This window comes from Mycolicibacterium moriokaense (genome assembly GCF_010726085.1).
Classification (GTDB): domain Bacteria; phylum Actinomycetota; class Actinomycetes; order Mycobacteriales; family Mycobacteriaceae; genus Mycobacterium; species Mycobacterium moriokaense.
The window spans coordinates 5,200,797-5,214,695 of the sequence record NZ_AP022560.1; the positions used below are offsets into that span (position 1 = coordinate 5,200,797).

Here is a 13,899-nt window from a genome sequence, read left to right on the forward strand (position 1 = left end):
CCGCGTACCTTGGTCGGTGGAGACCACCATGACTTCGCTGACCCGGCCGCTGAGGGATATCCGTGACGTCGCATCGTGCGATATCCCCTACTGGTTGCCGCCCGGCGGTACCGACAACGGCGTGTGGGCAGATACCTGGGAGTTGCTGGCCGACATCGAATTCGCCGATGTGACAACGGTTCTCGATCTGCTCGCCGCGGCCGACATCGGCGGCTACGCCGCGATACCCGGCGGTCGGCGTGCCCGTGCGCGAGGGCCGGTGCCCTACACCCTCTGGATCGACGCGGCGCAGTACGGCGCGGCCGAGGAGGTTCTGATCAGGTTCATGCAGAACCGAGACGCGCGGCTGGCGTTCTAGATACCCACCGTGGCCCGGAAGAGCCTCGTCGGACTGTCGGCGGCCAGCCGGATCGGCCCCTCGTCGGCGGCGACCCACGCCGCGGAGCCCCTGTTCAGCGTGACATTGCCGCCCTTGGCGTGCACCACCGTCGAGCCCGTGGTGCACAACAGGATCTGCGGCCCGTCATGGCGGCTCGGGGCGTCGATCTCGTGACCCAGGTGCTCGCCGTCGATGCGCAACTCCGAGACCGCGAACTCCGGAGCCGGGGTGTTGTACACCAATTCGATGCCGTCCTCGGTGACGGTGGGGCGGATCAGGTCCTCACTTGCCGGGGTGAAGTCGAGCACACGCAACAGTTCGGGCACGTCGACGTGTTTGGGGGTCAGGCCACCGCGCAACACGTTGTCGGAGTTGGCCATCACCTCGACACCCACACCGTGCAGATAGGCGTGCAGGTTTCCCGCAGGCAGGTAGATCGCCTCGCCCGGCTGCAGGGTGATGCGGTTCAACAGCAGGCTCGCCAGCACACCGGCATCGCCGGGATAGCGCTCGCCGAGTTCGAGTACGGTCTTGGCCTCGGCGGCGAATTCCTTTTTGCGCGAACGCACATAGTGGATCGCACCTTCGATCACCGCGGGCACCAGCACGTCGAGATCGGGCTGCGGCGCGGTGATCCACGTGGTGAACAGCGCCCGCAGACCGTCCGCGTCGGGCTGGCCGACGAGCAGACCGACGTACGGGTCGAGATCCGTCACCGCCAGCGCCCGAATCAACTCGATGGTGCGCTCCGCGGGGCGGAATCCGGCGAGCGCCTCGAATTGTCCGACGGCGATGAGGATTTCGGGCTTATGGCTGGGGTCGCGGTAGTTGCGGTTCGGCGCGGACACGGGGATGCCCAACTTGTCCTCGCGGGCGAAGCCCTCCGCCGCCTGCTGCGCGCTGGGATGCGCCTGAAGCGAGAGGGGTTCGTCGGCCGCGAGCACCTTGAGCAGGAAGGGCAGTGTGTCACCGAACCGGCCGCGCACCGCAGGCCCAAGCTGCCCCTCCGGATCATTGCGCAGCGTCTCGAGCAGGGACCGCTCACCGTCTTCGGTCTCCAGCCATGCGGGATCACCCGGATGGGCGCCGAACCACAGCTCGGCCTCTGGATGCGCTGTGGGACTTGGTCGTCCGGTGAAATCCGCAATCGCGGTACGTGATCCCCAGGCATAGGTCCGCACCGCGCCACGCAGCAGGTTCACTTGCTCAACCCCGCACCAGCTTCAGGTAGACGGCTGCCATCTCCATGCGAAGCGCCAGCATGGCCAGTTGTTCTTCCAGACGTCCGGGCCGCACCACGGCCACGGGTGCAAGCTCACCCGCAGGGGTGTCCGGCGTCTCCGGCACGTCCTCGGCGTTGATCACGTCGACGTCGTCCAGGCCGGCGATCCTGGCGATCACCACCGGACGCTCGGCGTCGGTGGCGAGCACGAAGGTGCGCACCCGCGGTGGCAGCGGACCGTCGATCTGCTCGTCGTGAAATATCGACTGCTCCCGACCCGGTGCATCGCCCATGCCACTGCGCAACGCCACCAACGCATCCGCCAGTCCCACCGCGGCCACCACTCGGTGGGCGACCCGCAACATGACGGCCGCGACGTGGCGCGCCAACACCAGAGTCGCCGCGTTGTCGCCCGCGATGACGACATCGCAACCGTCCATCCGCTCGGCCAACGCCTTCGCGGGATTTGTGAAGAGTTCGCGTCCGGCGCTGTTGCGCAACGCTTCTGAGTCCAGTTCGTCAGCCAGCGTTGCGAGATCCACCTGCAGCCCCGGGTCGACCGCATGCAGTGTCGCCAGGCCGGCGGCGAGATAGCGCGCGAAGCCGAACTCGTCGGGCACCCACACCCGCGGCGCCAACGCGACGGACCGTCCCGCGGTGGCGTCGCGCAGCGGTCCCTCATACGGCGCGACGACGACGACGCGAGCACCGCGACGCACGCCGGTGGCGGCGGCGGACACCAGCGCGGGATCACCGGGGTCGTCGCCCGCGACGATCAGCACGTCCAGCGCGCCGATCCACGGCGGCACCTCGGGGGCCACGACGATCGGCGCGGCCACCGAACCACCGAGCGCGGCGGCGAGCAAAGAGCCTGCGGTTTCGGCGTTTCCGCGGCCCGCGACCCAGATCACCGTGCGTGGCGGCTGGTCGCTCTGCAGCTGATCCAGCTCCCCCTCGTCGAGGGCCGCGGCGGTTGCGCGCACCTGAGCACCGGCCATCGCCGCCGCACGAAGCGAACCGTCACGGTCGGCGGTCAGCAGGCCTTCCACATCGTCGAGGTCGACGACCGAGTGGGTTGCGTTCACGTCGCCGCCTCGGATTCCGCGCTGACGATCTGCGAGATCTGCCCGACTATCTCGTCGACTTCTTCTGTGGTCCGTGCTTCGACGTTGAGCCGCAGCAACGGCTCGGTGTTGGACGACCGCAGGTTGAACCACGACCCGTCGCCCAGATCGACTGTGACACCGTCCAAGTGGTCGATCGAGTGGATGCGGGAATTGAAGGCCAACAACACTTCGTCGACGCGCGCCCCGGCGTCGGCGACGGTGAAGTTGATCTCGCCGGACGCCTCATAGCGTTGGTAGTCGGCCATCAGGTCAGACAGGGGCCGATGCTGCTCCCCCAGTGCCGCCAAGACGTGCAGCGCCGCGAGCATGCCGGAGTCGGCTCCCCAGAAATCGCGGAAGTAGTAGTGCGCCGAGTGTTCTCCACCGAAGATCGCGCCGGTGTCGGCCATCAGCGCCTTGATGTAGGAGTGGCCGACGCGCGAGCGCACCGGGGTGCCGCCACGCTCGGCAACGAGTTCGGGCACCGCCCGCGATGTGATCAGGTTGTGAATCACCGTAGCGCCGATTTCGCGACCCAGCTCCCGCGAGGCGACCAGCGCCGTCACCGCCGACGGCGAAACCGGTTGGCCCTTCTCGTCGACGACGAAGCACCGGTCCGCGTCGCCGTCGAACGCCAGCCCGATGTCGGCGCCTGTCCCAAGCACGAACGCCTGGAGGTCGACGAGGTTCGCGGAGTCCAGCGGATTGGCTTCATGGTTGGGGAACGTGCCGTCGAGTTCGAAGAACAGCGGTGCCAGCGTGATCGACGGGATCGGCCCCAGCACAGCGGGAGTGGTGTGGCCGCCCATTCCGTTGCCTGCGTCGACGGCGACCTTCAGCGGCCGCATCTCGGCCAGACTGACCAGCGACCGCAGAAATTCTCCGTAGTCGGCCAGCACGTCGCGGTCGGAGATCGAGCCGCGGGGCCCGTCGAAGGCAGGGACCCCGGCGATGACGTCCTCGCTGATCGTCGTCAACCCCGTGTCCTTGCCGACCGGCTTGGCTTCGGCCCTGCACAGCTTGATGCCGTTGTAGGCGGCCGGGTTGTGGCTCGCGGTGAACATTGCGCCCGGACAGTCGAGCAGCCCGGAGGCGAAGTACAGCTGGTCGGTGGAGGCCAGGCCGATGCGCACCACGTCGAGACCCTGCGCGACGACGCCCTCTGCGAAGGCCTCCGAGAGCGCGGGCGAACTGTCGCGCATGTCGTGGCCGATGACCACCGAGGTGGCGTTCTCACCGCGCATGAGCCGCGCGAACGCGCCGCCGACCTCGCGGACGAACGGCTCGTCGATCTCGTCGCCCACAAGGCCTCGCACGTCATACGCCTTGATGACGCGGTGGACAGCCGCGGCGGGCCGGGACATACAACTCCTCGAGACGTGGACTTTGCGCCAGCCTAGCCGCCGAGCGGCCGCCACATCGCGAGTAGTCCTCGCCTCGGCGGCCCGCTAATCAGGCGGATCTGGCAGCACCCGCAGATGGCCACGTCGCCGCCCCGTGGTTTCCGGCCGACGGGTCGGCGGCGCCATCAGGGCCCCGCCGGACATACCGGTGACGGGGTCGGAAAAACCGGCGGCGACTCCGTTCATGGGCGGTGGCACATCGCGGCCTTCGCGCACCGCTTCGGCCAGCGCCACCAGATCGTCCTCATCGGGGTGCGACGGCAGCGGACCCGCGTGGCGGACAAGCTCCCAGCCGCGCGGGGCGGTGATACGGCTGGCGTGCAGGACGCAGAGATCCCACGAGTGCGGCTCGGACACCGTGGCCAGCGGACCGACGACTGCCGTTGAGTCGGAGTACACAAAGGTCAGCGTCGCGACCGCATAGTGGGGGCACCCGGGCCGGCAGCAGCGACGGGGAACGTTCACAGCGAGAGGCTATCGTGCGCAAACGGCGCACGCCGCCGGACACGCGCGCCGTCGGAGTGTCGATCTCCAACCGTTACGATCTTGTCGTGCCCGAGCGCAGACGCCTGCGATCTCGCCGCGGCCGCGAAATGCGCGGGCCGCTCCTACCCCCGACGGTCCCCGGATGGCGCAGCCGCGCCGAGTTGTTCGACATGGCCGTGTTGGAAGCCTATGAGCCGATCGAACGCCGTTGGCAGGATCGGGTGTCCACTCTGGACATCGCCGTCGACGAGATCCCCCGCATCGCACCGAAGGATCCGGACAGCGTGCAGTGGCCGCCGGAGGTCATCGCCGACGGGCCGATCGCACTGGCCCGGCTGATCCCGGCCGGCGTCGATGTGCGCGGCAACGCGACCAGGGCACGAATAGTGTTGTTCCGCAAGCCGATCGAACGACGGGCGAAGGACCCCATTGAACTTTCGGAATTACTTCACGAGATTTTGGTGGCACAGGTGGCCACATACCTGGGGGTCGAACCCTCCGTCATCGACCCCACGATCGAAGACGAGTGAGACGTAACGGCTAGATCACGCCGCGCTTGAGGCGACGGCGCTCGCGCTCGGAGAGGCCGCCCCAGATGCCGAAGCGTTCGTCATGTGCCAGTGCGTAGTCAAGGCACGCGTCGCGCACCTCGCAGCCCTGGCAGATGCGCTTGGCCTCGCGGGTGGAGCCGCCCTTCTCCGGGAAGAACGCCTCGGGGTCGGTCTGGGCGCACAGCGCCTTCTCCTGCCAGAGGTCGTCCTCCGGCGTCAGCGTTGCCGGAATCGTCGGCGCCACCTCGACCGGGGTGGGCACCAGACTCAACTGGGGACGCCGCGGCGTCTCGAACGGTGCCGGTCCCGTATCGGTGTGCGGCGCGCTGTCCACTGAGCCGAGCAGTCGGTCGTCGAACCGGACCACATGATCGAAATCGCTGTACTCAAAAGACATTTTCCGCCTCCTCACCTGGTGTCGTAGATCGGTAAAACAGAGCCCCACTATTGTTCTGTGCGGCCATCTCAATTCGAACATATGATCGAATCTCGGTCTGCGACACCGAAACCGGCCGGCCAACCGCGAAATGACACTGGTGTGATTACACACGCGTTAGCTGCCGTGGTCAAGCGCTGGAACAGAAATTCATACCATTCCGTGACCCGAATTCGGCGCGTCGAGATCTCGGCGTGTCTGTCACACGAACGGCCACATGCTCTTGCCGGCCCCGGACGGCCTAATGTCGATCAATGTGAAGGTCACCGTTTTGGTTGGCGGCGTCGGCGGCGCGCGCTTTCTGCTCGGCGTGCAGCACCTTTTGGGGCTGGGCCAATTCGGGGATTCGGAGAATCCGTCACCGCACGAGTTGAACGCCGTCGTCAACGTCGGTGACGACGCGTGGATGTTCGGTGTGCGCATCTGCCCGGATCTTGATACGTGCATGTACACCCTTGGCGGCGGGATCGATCCGGAGCGCGGGTGGGGCCATCGCAATGAAACCTGGCACGCCAAGGAGGAACTCGCCGCCTACGGCGTGCAGCCGGATTGGTTCGGCCTTGGCGACCGCGATCTCGCCACCCATCTTGTGCGCAGCCAGATGTTGCGTGCCGGATATCCGTTGTCACAAGTCACCGAAGCCTTGTGCAGCAGATGGTCACCCGGTGCACGGTTGCTGCCGGCGACTGACGATCGCAGCGAAACCCACGTCGTCATCACCGATCCCGAGGACGGCGAGAAGCGTGCCATCCACTTCCAGGAGTGGTGGGTGCGTTATCGCGCTCAGGTACCCACGCACAGTTTCGCGTTCGTCGGCGCCGACAAGGCGACCGCCGGTCCCGGTGTCGTCGAGGCGATCGAGACCGCGGACGTTGTACTGATCGCCCCGTCCAATCCGGTGGTGAGCATCGGATCGATCTTGAACATTTCGGGGATCCGCGGCGCACTGCGGACGACGACGGCGCGGGTCATCGGCTACTCCCCCATCGTCGCCGGTAAGCCGTTGCGCGGCATGGCCGACGAATGCCTTTCGGTCATCGGGGTGGCCAGTACCTCCGAAGCGGTCGGGGTGCACTACGGAGCCCGCAGCGGTACCGGCATCCTCGACGGCTGGTTGATACACGAGGGAGACCACGCCGAGATCGAGGGCGTCGAGGTGCGTGCAGTGCCGCTGCTGATGACGGATTCGGCGGCCACCGCCGAAATGGTGCGCGCCGGTTTCGATCTGGCCGGCCTCAAGCTGGATCCGCCGCGATGACGGAGCACGGGTCCGCCGCGGCCGTCGAATTACTGCCTGTCCCTGGGCTTCCCGAGTTCCGCCCCGGTGACGACCTCGCGGGCGCGATCGCCGCCGCGGCGCCCTGGCTTCAGGACCGCGACATCCTGGTGGTCACCAGCAAGGTGATGTCCAAGTGCGAAGGACGCATCGTCGATGCGCCCGTCGACCACGAAGAGCGAGACATTCTGCGGCGCAAGCTGATCGATGCGGAGGCTGTGCGGGTGCTGGCGCGCAAAGGCAAGACACTGATCACCGAGAACGCGCTCGGCCTGGTGCAAGCAGCCGCGGGAGTGGATGGTTCGAACGTCGACTCTGCGGAACTCGCACTGCTGCCCACCGACCCCGATGCCAGTGCCGCCGCCCTGCGGGACGGGCTGCGTGAACGCCTCGGTGTCACTGTCGGTGTGGTGGTCACCGACACCATGGGTCGCGCATGGCGTAACGGACAGACCGACGTCGCGATCGGAGCGGCAGGGCTGACGGTGCTGCACGGCTACGAAGGGTCGCGTGATCGGCACGGCAACGAGTTGATCGTCACCGAGATCGCCATCGCCGACGAGATCGCCGCGGCAGCCGATCTCGTCAAGGGCAAGCTGACCGATATCCCGGTCGCGGTGGTGCGAGGACTATCGCTGGCCGACAACGGGTCCACCGCGCGTGACTTGGTGCGAGCCGGCGAGGAGGATCTGTTCTGGCTGGGGACCGAGGAGGCGATAGCACTCGGCCGCAGCCAGGCCCAGCTGTTGCGACGGTCGGTGCGGCGCTTCAGCGATGAGCAGGTGCCGCCCGAGCTGATCGAGGCGGCCGTCGCCGAGGCGCTCACGGCACCGGCACCACACCACACGCGACCGGTCCGGTTCGTATGGATGCGTGATCAGGCCGCACGGTTGGCTCTGCTCGACAGGATGAAGGAGAAGTGGCGAGCGGACCTGACGTCCGACGGTCGACCTGCCGATGCCGTCGAACGCCGCGTAAGCCGCGGCCAGATCCTTTACGATGCGCCCGAACTCGTGATCCCGTTCATGGTTCCCGATGGGGCGCACAGCTATCCCGACGCCGAACGCACCGCGGCGGAGCACACGATGTTCACCGTGGCGGTCGGGGCCGCGGTGCAGGCGCTACTGGTGGCCCTCGCAGTCCGCGGTGTTGGCAGCTGCTGGGTCGGGTCCACTATCTTCGCCGCGGATCTGGTGCGTGACGAGCTCGATCTGCCGGGCGACTGGGAGCCGTTGGGCGCCATCGCGATCGGTTATCCGGACGAGGGTTCGGGGCCGTCGGGACCACGCGATCCGGTGCCGACTGACGACCTGCTAGTCACCCGATGAGCCCGCACGCGTCGGCGGTCGACCTATTGACTGAATGGCGGGCACCCGATCCCGGACAAGACACCCTGCGGCACGCCGTATTGGCGTTCCTGGCAGCGCGTCCGGATGGTTGCCTGCGCTCATGCGCGCCGGGGCACGTGACCGGCTCGGCGTTGGTCGTCGATCACACGGGAACGCAGGCGCTGCTCACTTTGCATCCGCGGATCGGGCGGTGGTTGCAACTCGGTGGCCACTGCGAGGAATCCGACTCCGACATCGTCGCCGCCGCACTACGGGAGGCCACCGAGGAGTCGGGTATCGACGGTCTGGAGATCGATCGATCGCTGGCGGCGCTGCACGTGCATCCCGTCACGTGCTCGCTCGGTGTGCCGACACGCCACCTCGACATGCAGTTCCTCGTGCATGCGCCGGCAGGCGCTGAAATCGCGTGCAGCGACGAGTCATTGGATCTGCGGTGGTGGCCCCTCGACGGGCTGCCCGAGGATTGCGATTTCGGCCTCACCCAACTTGCCGCGGCGGCCCGCAGCCGGATGTGATTTCGGCGTGCTCAGTCACGCTCAGCGAGACTCAACACGCCGAAATCGCTTAGATATCAGTCGAGTAGCGGATGCCGCCGTCGGGAATCGTCACACCCGGCCACACCCGCGCACCACGCAACAGCTCGCAGCGCGCGCCGATGTCGGCACCATCGCCGATCACGCCGTCGCGGATCAGCGCCCGAGGCCCGATATGCGCGCCGAACCCGATGATCGACCGCTCGATCACCGCGCCGGCCCCGACCTTGGCGCCGTCGAAGATCACCGCACCGTCCAGCCTTGCGCCACCGGCGATCTCGGCGCCGCGGCCGACCACCGTGCCACCGATCAACAGCGCACCCGGCGCGACGCTCGCGCCGTCATGGACCAACTCCTCGCCGCGGTGGCCGTGCAACGCCGGTGACGGCGCGATACCACGCACCAAATCGGCCGACCCGCGGACGAAATCCTCGGGGGTGCCCATGTCGCGCCAATACGTGGAATCGACGTAGCCGCACACCCGAAGTCCGTCGGCCAGCAGCGCCGGGAACACCTCCCGTTCGACGGAGAGCGCGCGTCCCTTCGGAATCCGATCGATCACCTCGCGCTTGAAGACGTAACACCCCGCGTTGATCTGGTCGGTGGGCGGGTCCTGCGTCTTCTCCAGGAACGCGGTGACCACACCTTCGGAGTCGGTGGGCACACAGCCGAACGCCCTCGGGTCGCCGACGCGCACCAGATGCAGCGTCACATCGGCGTTGTTGCTTTCGTGGCTGTCCAGCAGCGCATTCAGGTCGACGCCTGACAGCACGTCGCCGTTGAAAACCAGCACGGTGTCGTGCCGCAGCTTCGACGCCACATTGGCGATGCCGCCGCCCGTCCCGAGGGGTTCCTCCTCCACCACATACTCGATCTGCAGGCCCAGCTTCGACCCGTCGCCGAACTCCGATTCGAACACCGACGCTTTGTACGACGTGCCGAGCACCACGTGCTCGATGCCCGCATCGGCGATCCGCGAAAGCAGATGGGTCAGGAACGGCAGCCCCGCGGTGGGCAGCATCGGTTTGGGCGCCGACAGCGTCAGCGGGCGCAGCCGGGTGCCCAAACCACCGACGAGTACGACGGCATCCACGTCAGCCGGATTCATCAGCGCCGTCCTTTCGCCTGTTTCCGCCGGGCATTGCGCACTACCAGCCCCGCCCGGGCGGAGAGAGCGGCCCTGATCGTCCACCGCAGCGGCGCCTGTGACCAGTGCGAATAGCGATCTGCCAGGAAAGTGTAGGTACTGGCGTGGTGGGCCGCCAAGTTGCGTGCGGGATCCCGACCGGCCGCGTGGCCCTTATCGTGCAAAATCTCGGCCGAGGGCACATACACGTTCTGCCAGCCCGCCCGAGCCAGGCGATCTCCCAGGTCAACGTCCTCCATGTACATGAAATAGCGCTCGTCGAACCCCGCTACCTCCTCGAACGCCGACCTTCGCAGCAAAAGACACGAACCGGAAAGCCAGCCGACGGGTCGTTCGCTCGGCTCGAGCCTGGCCTGCCGGTAGGCCGCGGTCCACGGATTGGTCCGCCACAGCGGCCCGACGACGGCGTGCATACCGCCCCGGATGAGGCTGGGCAGGTGACGCGCCGACGGGTACACGGTGCCGTCCGGGTCGCGGATCATCGGCCCCAACGCACCCGCTCGCGGCCAGCGGGCCGCCGCATCCAACAGGATGTCGATGCTGTTCGGTCCCCACTGGACATCGGGGTTGGCGACGATGAAGAAGTCCGAATTCTCGGAGATCGGCTCAGCTGCACCGTCTTTCAAGAACTCGTCGACCGCGCGGTTGACCGCGGTCCCGTAACCGAGGTTCGCACCGGTGCGCAACAGGCGCACGTTGTGATACCGCTCGAGTGCCTCCTCGGGCGCGCCGTCGGTGGACCCGTTGTCGGACATGACGACGGTCACCGCCCGATCGGTGGCGTGCGACAACGACGCCAGAAACCGGTTCAGATGCGGCCCCGGTGAATACGTCACCGTCACCACGACTAGTTCGTCACTCACCTAACGGCTACCCACTCGACTCACGGCTAGAGGTTAACTGTGCTCGGCGAGAGCGGCGGCAAGCGCTTCGCGCCACGGCCGCAGCGGGGTCAACCCGGCCTTCTCCGACAATCGTGACGACAACACCGAATACGCAGGTCGGGGGGCGGGTCTCGGGAAGCGGCCGGTGTCGACCGGCCGCACCCGGGCGGGATCGGCGCCCACGCCCTCGAACACCGCCTGTGCCTGCTCGAAGCGGCTCGCCTGCCCGGCGTTGGCGGCGTGCAGGATCGGTTCCCGAATGTTCCCCTCGGCGACCTGGAGCAGCGCGCCCACCAGATCGGCGGCATACGTCGGTGACCCCACCTGGTCGGCCACCACATCCACCGGGCCATCGCCTGCGGCCAGGCGGCGCATCACGGCCACGAAATCGCCACCGTCGCCGCCCTCGTAGATCCACGCCGTCCTGACGATGTGCGCGTCGGGCATTGCTGCCAGCACCGAGAACTCACCCGCGAGCTTGGTACGCCCATACACGCTGAGCGGTCCCGTCTCATCGTCGATCTCGTACGGGCGGTCGCCGTTGCCTGGAAACACATAGTCGGTGGAGATGTGGATGAACTCGGCTCCGGCCCGTGCACAGGCCTGCGCGATGTTGGCCGGCCCCACGGCGTTGACGGCATGCGCGCGTTCCTCATCGGACTCGGCAGCGTCGACATTGGTGTAGGCCGCGCAGTTGATCACCACGTCACCTGGCTCGATGAATCGCTCCGCCGCAGGGGCATCGGTGATGTCCCACTCAGACGACGTCAGCGCCAGCACATCGCGGCCCTGTTTACGCGCCTGAGCTGCCAATTCGCGTCCGACCATGCCACCGGCGCCGGAGATAACAATTCGGGCAGACTCTCGGAAAGACATAGTGACGAGTCTGGCACGCCGACTCGGGCTACCGACCCTGCGGCCTTTCCGCAAGTAGCCTGGGCTGATGCCCGCTCGCACATTTCGTGTCATCGCCGTGTCGCTGGCACTGGCGATCGTCGTCGGAACCGGGGTCGCTTGGGGCAAGATCCGGTCGTTCGAGTCCGGCATCAACCACATCTCGCCCCTGGCGCTCGGCGGCGGCGGCGAAGACGGTGCGATCGACATCCTGCTGGTCGGAGTCGACAGTCGCACAGATGCACACGGAAACCCGCTGTCCGCGGAGGAACTCGCCACCCTGCGTGCCGGTGACGACGAAGCGACCAACACCGACACCATCATCTTGATCCGCATCCCGAACAACGGGAAGTCCGCCACCGCGATCTCGATCCCCCGTGACTCCTACGTCGAGGCACCCGGTATGGGGAAGATGAAGATCAACGGCGTCTACGGTTCGGCGCACTTCGAGAAGCTGGTGGAACTCGTCGAACACGACGGAATGGACAAGGCACAGGCCGAACCCGAAGCCATCGAGGCCGGTCGCGAGGCGTTGATCAAGACGGTGGCCAACCTGACCGGCGTCACCGTGGACCATTACGCCGAAATCGGTTTGCTCGGCTTCTCGCTCATCACCGATGCTCTGGGCGGGGTGAACGTGTGCCTGAAAAATCCCGTCTACGAACCCCTTTCGGGTGCCGACTTTCCGGCGGGATGGCAGAAGCTGGACGGCCCCCAGGCGCTGAGCTTCGTTCGTCAGCGTCACGACCTCCCCCGCGGCGATCTCGATCGCGTCGTGCGCCAGCAGGTCGTGATGGCATCGCTTGCGCACGAAGTCATCTCGGGTAAGACCCTGTCCAGCCCGGCGACGCTGAACCGCCTCGAGGACGCCGTGCAGCGCTCGGTTGTGCTCTCCGACGGTTGGGACGTCATGGAATTCGCCGAGCAGTTGCAGAAGCTCGCTGCGGGCAACGTCGCCTTCGCCACGATTCCGGTGTTGCAGGAGAACGGGTGGAGCGACGACGGGATGCAAAGTGTCGTGCGCGTCGACCCCGCCGCGGTCAAGGACTGGGTCGACGGGCTGCTGCACGACCAGGACGAGGGCAAGACAGAGGAGCTCGCGTACACGCCGGACAAGACGACCGTCGACGTGGTCAACGCCACCGAGGTCAACGGACTCGCCTCCTCGGTCTCCCGTGTGCTGACCTCGGAGGGCTTCACCCCCGGCACTACCGGCAACCATGAGGGCGCGCCGGTGGCCAACAGCCAGGTGCAGGCAGCCAAGGCCGACGACGTTGGCGCACAGGAGATTTCCAAGGACCTCGGCGGACTGCCCGTCGTCGAAGACGCCTCGGTGGCACCCGGGACGGTCCGCGTAGTGCTTGCCGACGACTACACGGGGCCCGGTTCGGGCCTTGACGGTACCGACCCGACGCTGTACATGGCCGATCCCGTCGCGGTCGAGTCGCAGGCGGTGGACCCGCTGGCGTCGCCGATCATCACCGCAGGATCGAATGACCCGGAGTGCGTCAACTAGACGTGAGCACAGTCAGTTCGGCGATCCTCGATCCGCTCATGGCGTCCGACCCTGCCGGCCCGCGGATCACCTACTACGACGACGCGACGGGTGAGCGAATCGAGTTGTCCACCTCCACCCTGGTGAACTGGGCAGCCAAGACCGGCAACCTGTTACGCGACGAATTGGGCGCAGGGTCCGACACCAAGGTGGCGGTGCTGTTGCCCGCGCACTGGCAGACGGCCGCGGTGCTGTTCGGGATCTGGTGGATCGGCGCGGAAGTCGTCACGGGCGGACAGGCCGACGTCGCGTTGTGCACCGCGGCGCGGCTCGGCGAGGCCGATGAGGCCGTCGGGGTCGGCGAGATCGCGGTCCTGTCGCTGGACCCGTTCGGCAAGCCGGCGCCCGATCTTCCTGTGGGCGTGACGGACTACGCCACCGCGGTCCGCGTGCACGGCGACCAGATCGCCCCGGAGCGGCACCCGGGCCTCGCGCTCGACGGCCGGTCGGTGGATGAGGTGCTGGCCGCGGCGAGAGCCTCGGCTGAGGCGCAGGGGCTGACCCCGGACGACCGCGTGCTGTCGACGGCGGACTGGAAAACCGCGGACGACCTGGTGAATCACCTGTTGGCGCTGTACACGGTCGGGGCGTCGCTCGTGCAGGTCGCCAATCCGCATGCCGCGACGCTGGATCGTCGTAGACAAACGGAGAAGATCACGCGGGGATAGCCGCGAAGTG

At 67.1% G+C, this 13,899-nt stretch carries 15 protein-coding genes; 7 read left to right on the forward strand and 8 right to left on the reverse strand.

All coding sequences use genetic code 11. The features are described 5' to 3' along the window. The first annotated feature begins 28 nt into the window (after nucleotides 1-28). Nucleotides 29-358, forward strand: coding sequence for a hypothetical protein (locus tag G6N43_RS25335; RefSeq protein ID WP_083154440.1), 330 nt, complete (start codon nucleotides 29-31; stop codon nucleotides 356-358). Here G6N43_RS25335 and manA read toward each other — a convergent pair. From manA to G6N43_RS25355, 4 genes are all read right to left on the reverse strand, one after another. Then, nucleotides 355-1,581: a mannose-6-phosphate isomerase, class I gene (manA, locus tag G6N43_RS25340; protein ID WP_083154313.1), complete on the reverse strand. Its 1,227-nt coding sequence runs from the start codon at nucleotides 1,579-1,581 to the stop codon at nucleotides 355-357. The genes G6N43_RS25335 and manA overlap by 4 nt on opposite strands. A 4-nt stretch (nucleotides 1,582-1,585) precedes the next feature. Beyond that, a complete protein-coding gene (locus G6N43_RS25345) occupies nucleotides 1,586-2,686 on the reverse strand; it encodes a TobH protein (RefSeq protein WP_083154315.1) in 1,101 nt (366 codons plus the stop codon). Continuing rightward, complete coding sequence (locus G6N43_RS25350) at nucleotides 2,683-4,071, reverse strand: phosphomannomutase/phosphoglucomutase (RefSeq protein WP_083154317.1); 1,389 nt, start codon at nucleotides 4,069-4,071, stop codon at nucleotides 2,683-2,685. The genes G6N43_RS25345 and G6N43_RS25350 overlap by 4 nt, the downstream gene beginning before the upstream one ends. A gap of 84 nt (nucleotides 4,072-4,155) precedes the next feature. Then, nucleotides 4,156-4,575, reverse strand: a complete 420-nt coding sequence (locus tag G6N43_RS25355) for a DUF3499 domain-containing protein (RefSeq protein WP_083154319.1) — start codon at nucleotides 4,573-4,575, stop codon at nucleotides 4,156-4,158. Between the two features lie 128 nt (nucleotides 4,576-4,703). On the opposite strand from G6N43_RS25355, the gene G6N43_RS25360 reads away from it, so the two are divergent. Next, nucleotides 4,704-5,126 carry a metallopeptidase family protein gene (locus G6N43_RS25360; protein ID WP_083154442.1) on the forward strand — a complete coding sequence of 141 codons (423 nt, stop codon included), beginning with the start codon at nucleotides 4,704-4,706 and terminating at the stop codon, nucleotides 5,124-5,126. 10 nt (nucleotides 5,127-5,136) lie between these two features. Here G6N43_RS25360 and G6N43_RS31135 read toward each other — a convergent pair whose 3' ends face one another. After that, a complete protein-coding gene (locus G6N43_RS31135) occupies nucleotides 5,137-5,544 on the reverse strand; it encodes a WhiB family transcriptional regulator (RefSeq protein WP_083154321.1) in 408 nt (135 codons plus the stop codon). 295 nt (nucleotides 5,545-5,839) lie between these two features. Here G6N43_RS31135 and cofD point away from each other — a divergent pair, with 295 nt between their 5' ends. Genes cofD through G6N43_RS25380 form a run of 3 tightly spaced genes read left to right on the forward strand, consistent with a single transcriptional unit; the run spans nucleotide 5,840 to nucleotide 8,723 of the window. Then, the gene (cofD, locus tag G6N43_RS25370; protein WP_083154323.1) at nucleotides 5,840-6,841 is read left to right on the forward strand and encodes a 2-phospho-L-lactate transferase; all 1,002 of its coding nucleotides are present in this window, start codon (nucleotides 5,840-5,842) and stop codon (nucleotides 6,839-6,841) included. Further along, the gene (locus tag G6N43_RS25375) at nucleotides 6,838-8,187 is read left to right on the forward strand and encodes a coenzyme F420-0:L-glutamate ligase (protein ID WP_083154325.1); all 1,350 of its coding nucleotides are present in this window, start codon (nucleotides 6,838-6,840) and stop codon (nucleotides 8,185-8,187) included. Before cofD ends, G6N43_RS25375 begins: the two co-directional genes overlap by 4 nt. Further along, complete coding sequence (locus G6N43_RS25380; RefSeq protein ID WP_083154327.1) at nucleotides 8,184-8,723, forward strand: NUDIX hydrolase; 540 nt, start codon at nucleotides 8,184-8,186, stop codon at nucleotides 8,721-8,723. The genes G6N43_RS25375 and G6N43_RS25380 overlap by 4 nt, the downstream gene beginning before the upstream one ends. Nucleotides 8,724-8,772: 49 nt before the next feature. Here G6N43_RS25380 and manB read toward each other — a convergent pair whose 3' ends face one another. From manB to rfbD, 3 genes are read right to left on the reverse strand one after another with little or no spacing between them, the layout of a single operon-like run. Further along, on the reverse strand, nucleotides 8,773-9,852 hold the full coding sequence (manB, locus tag G6N43_RS25385) for a mannose-1-phosphate guanylyltransferase ManB (protein ID WP_083154445.1): 1,080 nt from the start codon (nucleotides 9,850-9,852) through the stop codon (nucleotides 8,773-8,775). Then, complete coding sequence (locus G6N43_RS25390; RefSeq protein ID WP_083154329.1) at nucleotides 9,849-10,751, reverse strand: glycosyltransferase family 2 protein; 903 nt, start codon at nucleotides 10,749-10,751, stop codon at nucleotides 9,849-9,851. The genes manB and G6N43_RS25390 overlap by 4 nt, the downstream gene beginning before the upstream one ends. 33 nt (nucleotides 10,752-10,784) lie before the next feature. Next, nucleotides 10,785-11,648 carry a dTDP-4-dehydrorhamnose reductase gene (gene rfbD / locus G6N43_RS25395; protein WP_083154331.1) on the reverse strand — a complete coding sequence of 288 codons (864 nt, stop codon included), beginning with the start codon at nucleotides 11,646-11,648 and terminating at the stop codon, nucleotides 10,785-10,787. Nucleotides 11,649-11,715: 67 nt separating this feature from the next. On the opposite strand from rfbD, the gene G6N43_RS25400 reads away from it, so the two are divergent. Together G6N43_RS25400 and G6N43_RS25405 are read left to right on the forward strand one after the other, a co-directional pair. After that, nucleotides 11,716-13,182 (forward strand): LCP family protein, encoded by a 1,467-nt coding sequence (locus tag G6N43_RS25400; protein ID WP_083154333.1) that lies wholly within the window; start codon nucleotides 11,716-11,718, stop codon nucleotides 13,180-13,182. 2 nt (nucleotides 13,183-13,184) lie between these two features. After that, the gene (locus G6N43_RS25405) at nucleotides 13,185-13,889 is read left to right on the forward strand and encodes a TIGR03089 family protein (RefSeq protein WP_110810468.1); all 705 of its coding nucleotides are present in this window, start codon (nucleotides 13,185-13,187) and stop codon (nucleotides 13,887-13,889) included. Nucleotides 13,890-13,899 lie beyond the last annotated feature (10 nt).

What these genes read in the sequence shown, in the direction of transcription:
- G6N43_RS25335 (WP_083154440.1), top strand. Translation starts at nt 29, where the DNA reads ATGACTTCGCTGACCCGGCCGCTGAGGGATATCCGTGACGTCGCATCG.
- G6N43_RS25380 (WP_083154327.1), top strand. Translation starts at nt 8,184, where the DNA reads ATGAGCCCGCACGCGTCGGCGGTCGACCTATTGACTGAATGGCGGGCA.
- G6N43_RS25375 (WP_083154325.1), top strand. Translation starts at nt 6,838, where the DNA reads ATGACGGAGCACGGGTCCGCCGCGGCCGTCGAATTACTGCCTGTCCCT.
- G6N43_RS31135 (WP_083154321.1), bottom strand. Translation starts at nt 5,544, where the DNA reads ATGTCTTTTGAGTACAGCGATTTCGATCATGTGGTCCGGTTCGACGAC.
- G6N43_RS25400 (WP_083154333.1), top strand. Translation starts at nt 11,716, where the DNA reads ATGCCCGCTCGCACATTTCGTGTCATCGCCGTGTCGCTGGCACTGGCG.
- rfbD (WP_083154331.1), bottom strand. Translation starts at nt 11,648, where the DNA reads ATGTCTTTCCGAGAGTCTGCCCGAATTGTTATCTCCGGCGCCGGTGGC.
- G6N43_RS25360 (WP_083154442.1), top strand. Translation starts at nt 4,704, where the DNA reads ATGCGCGGGCCGCTCCTACCCCCGACGGTCCCCGGATGGCGCAGCCGC.
- G6N43_RS25350 (WP_083154317.1), bottom strand. Translation starts at nt 4,071, where the DNA reads ATGTCCCGGCCCGCCGCGGCTGTCCACCGCGTCATCAAGGCGTATGAC.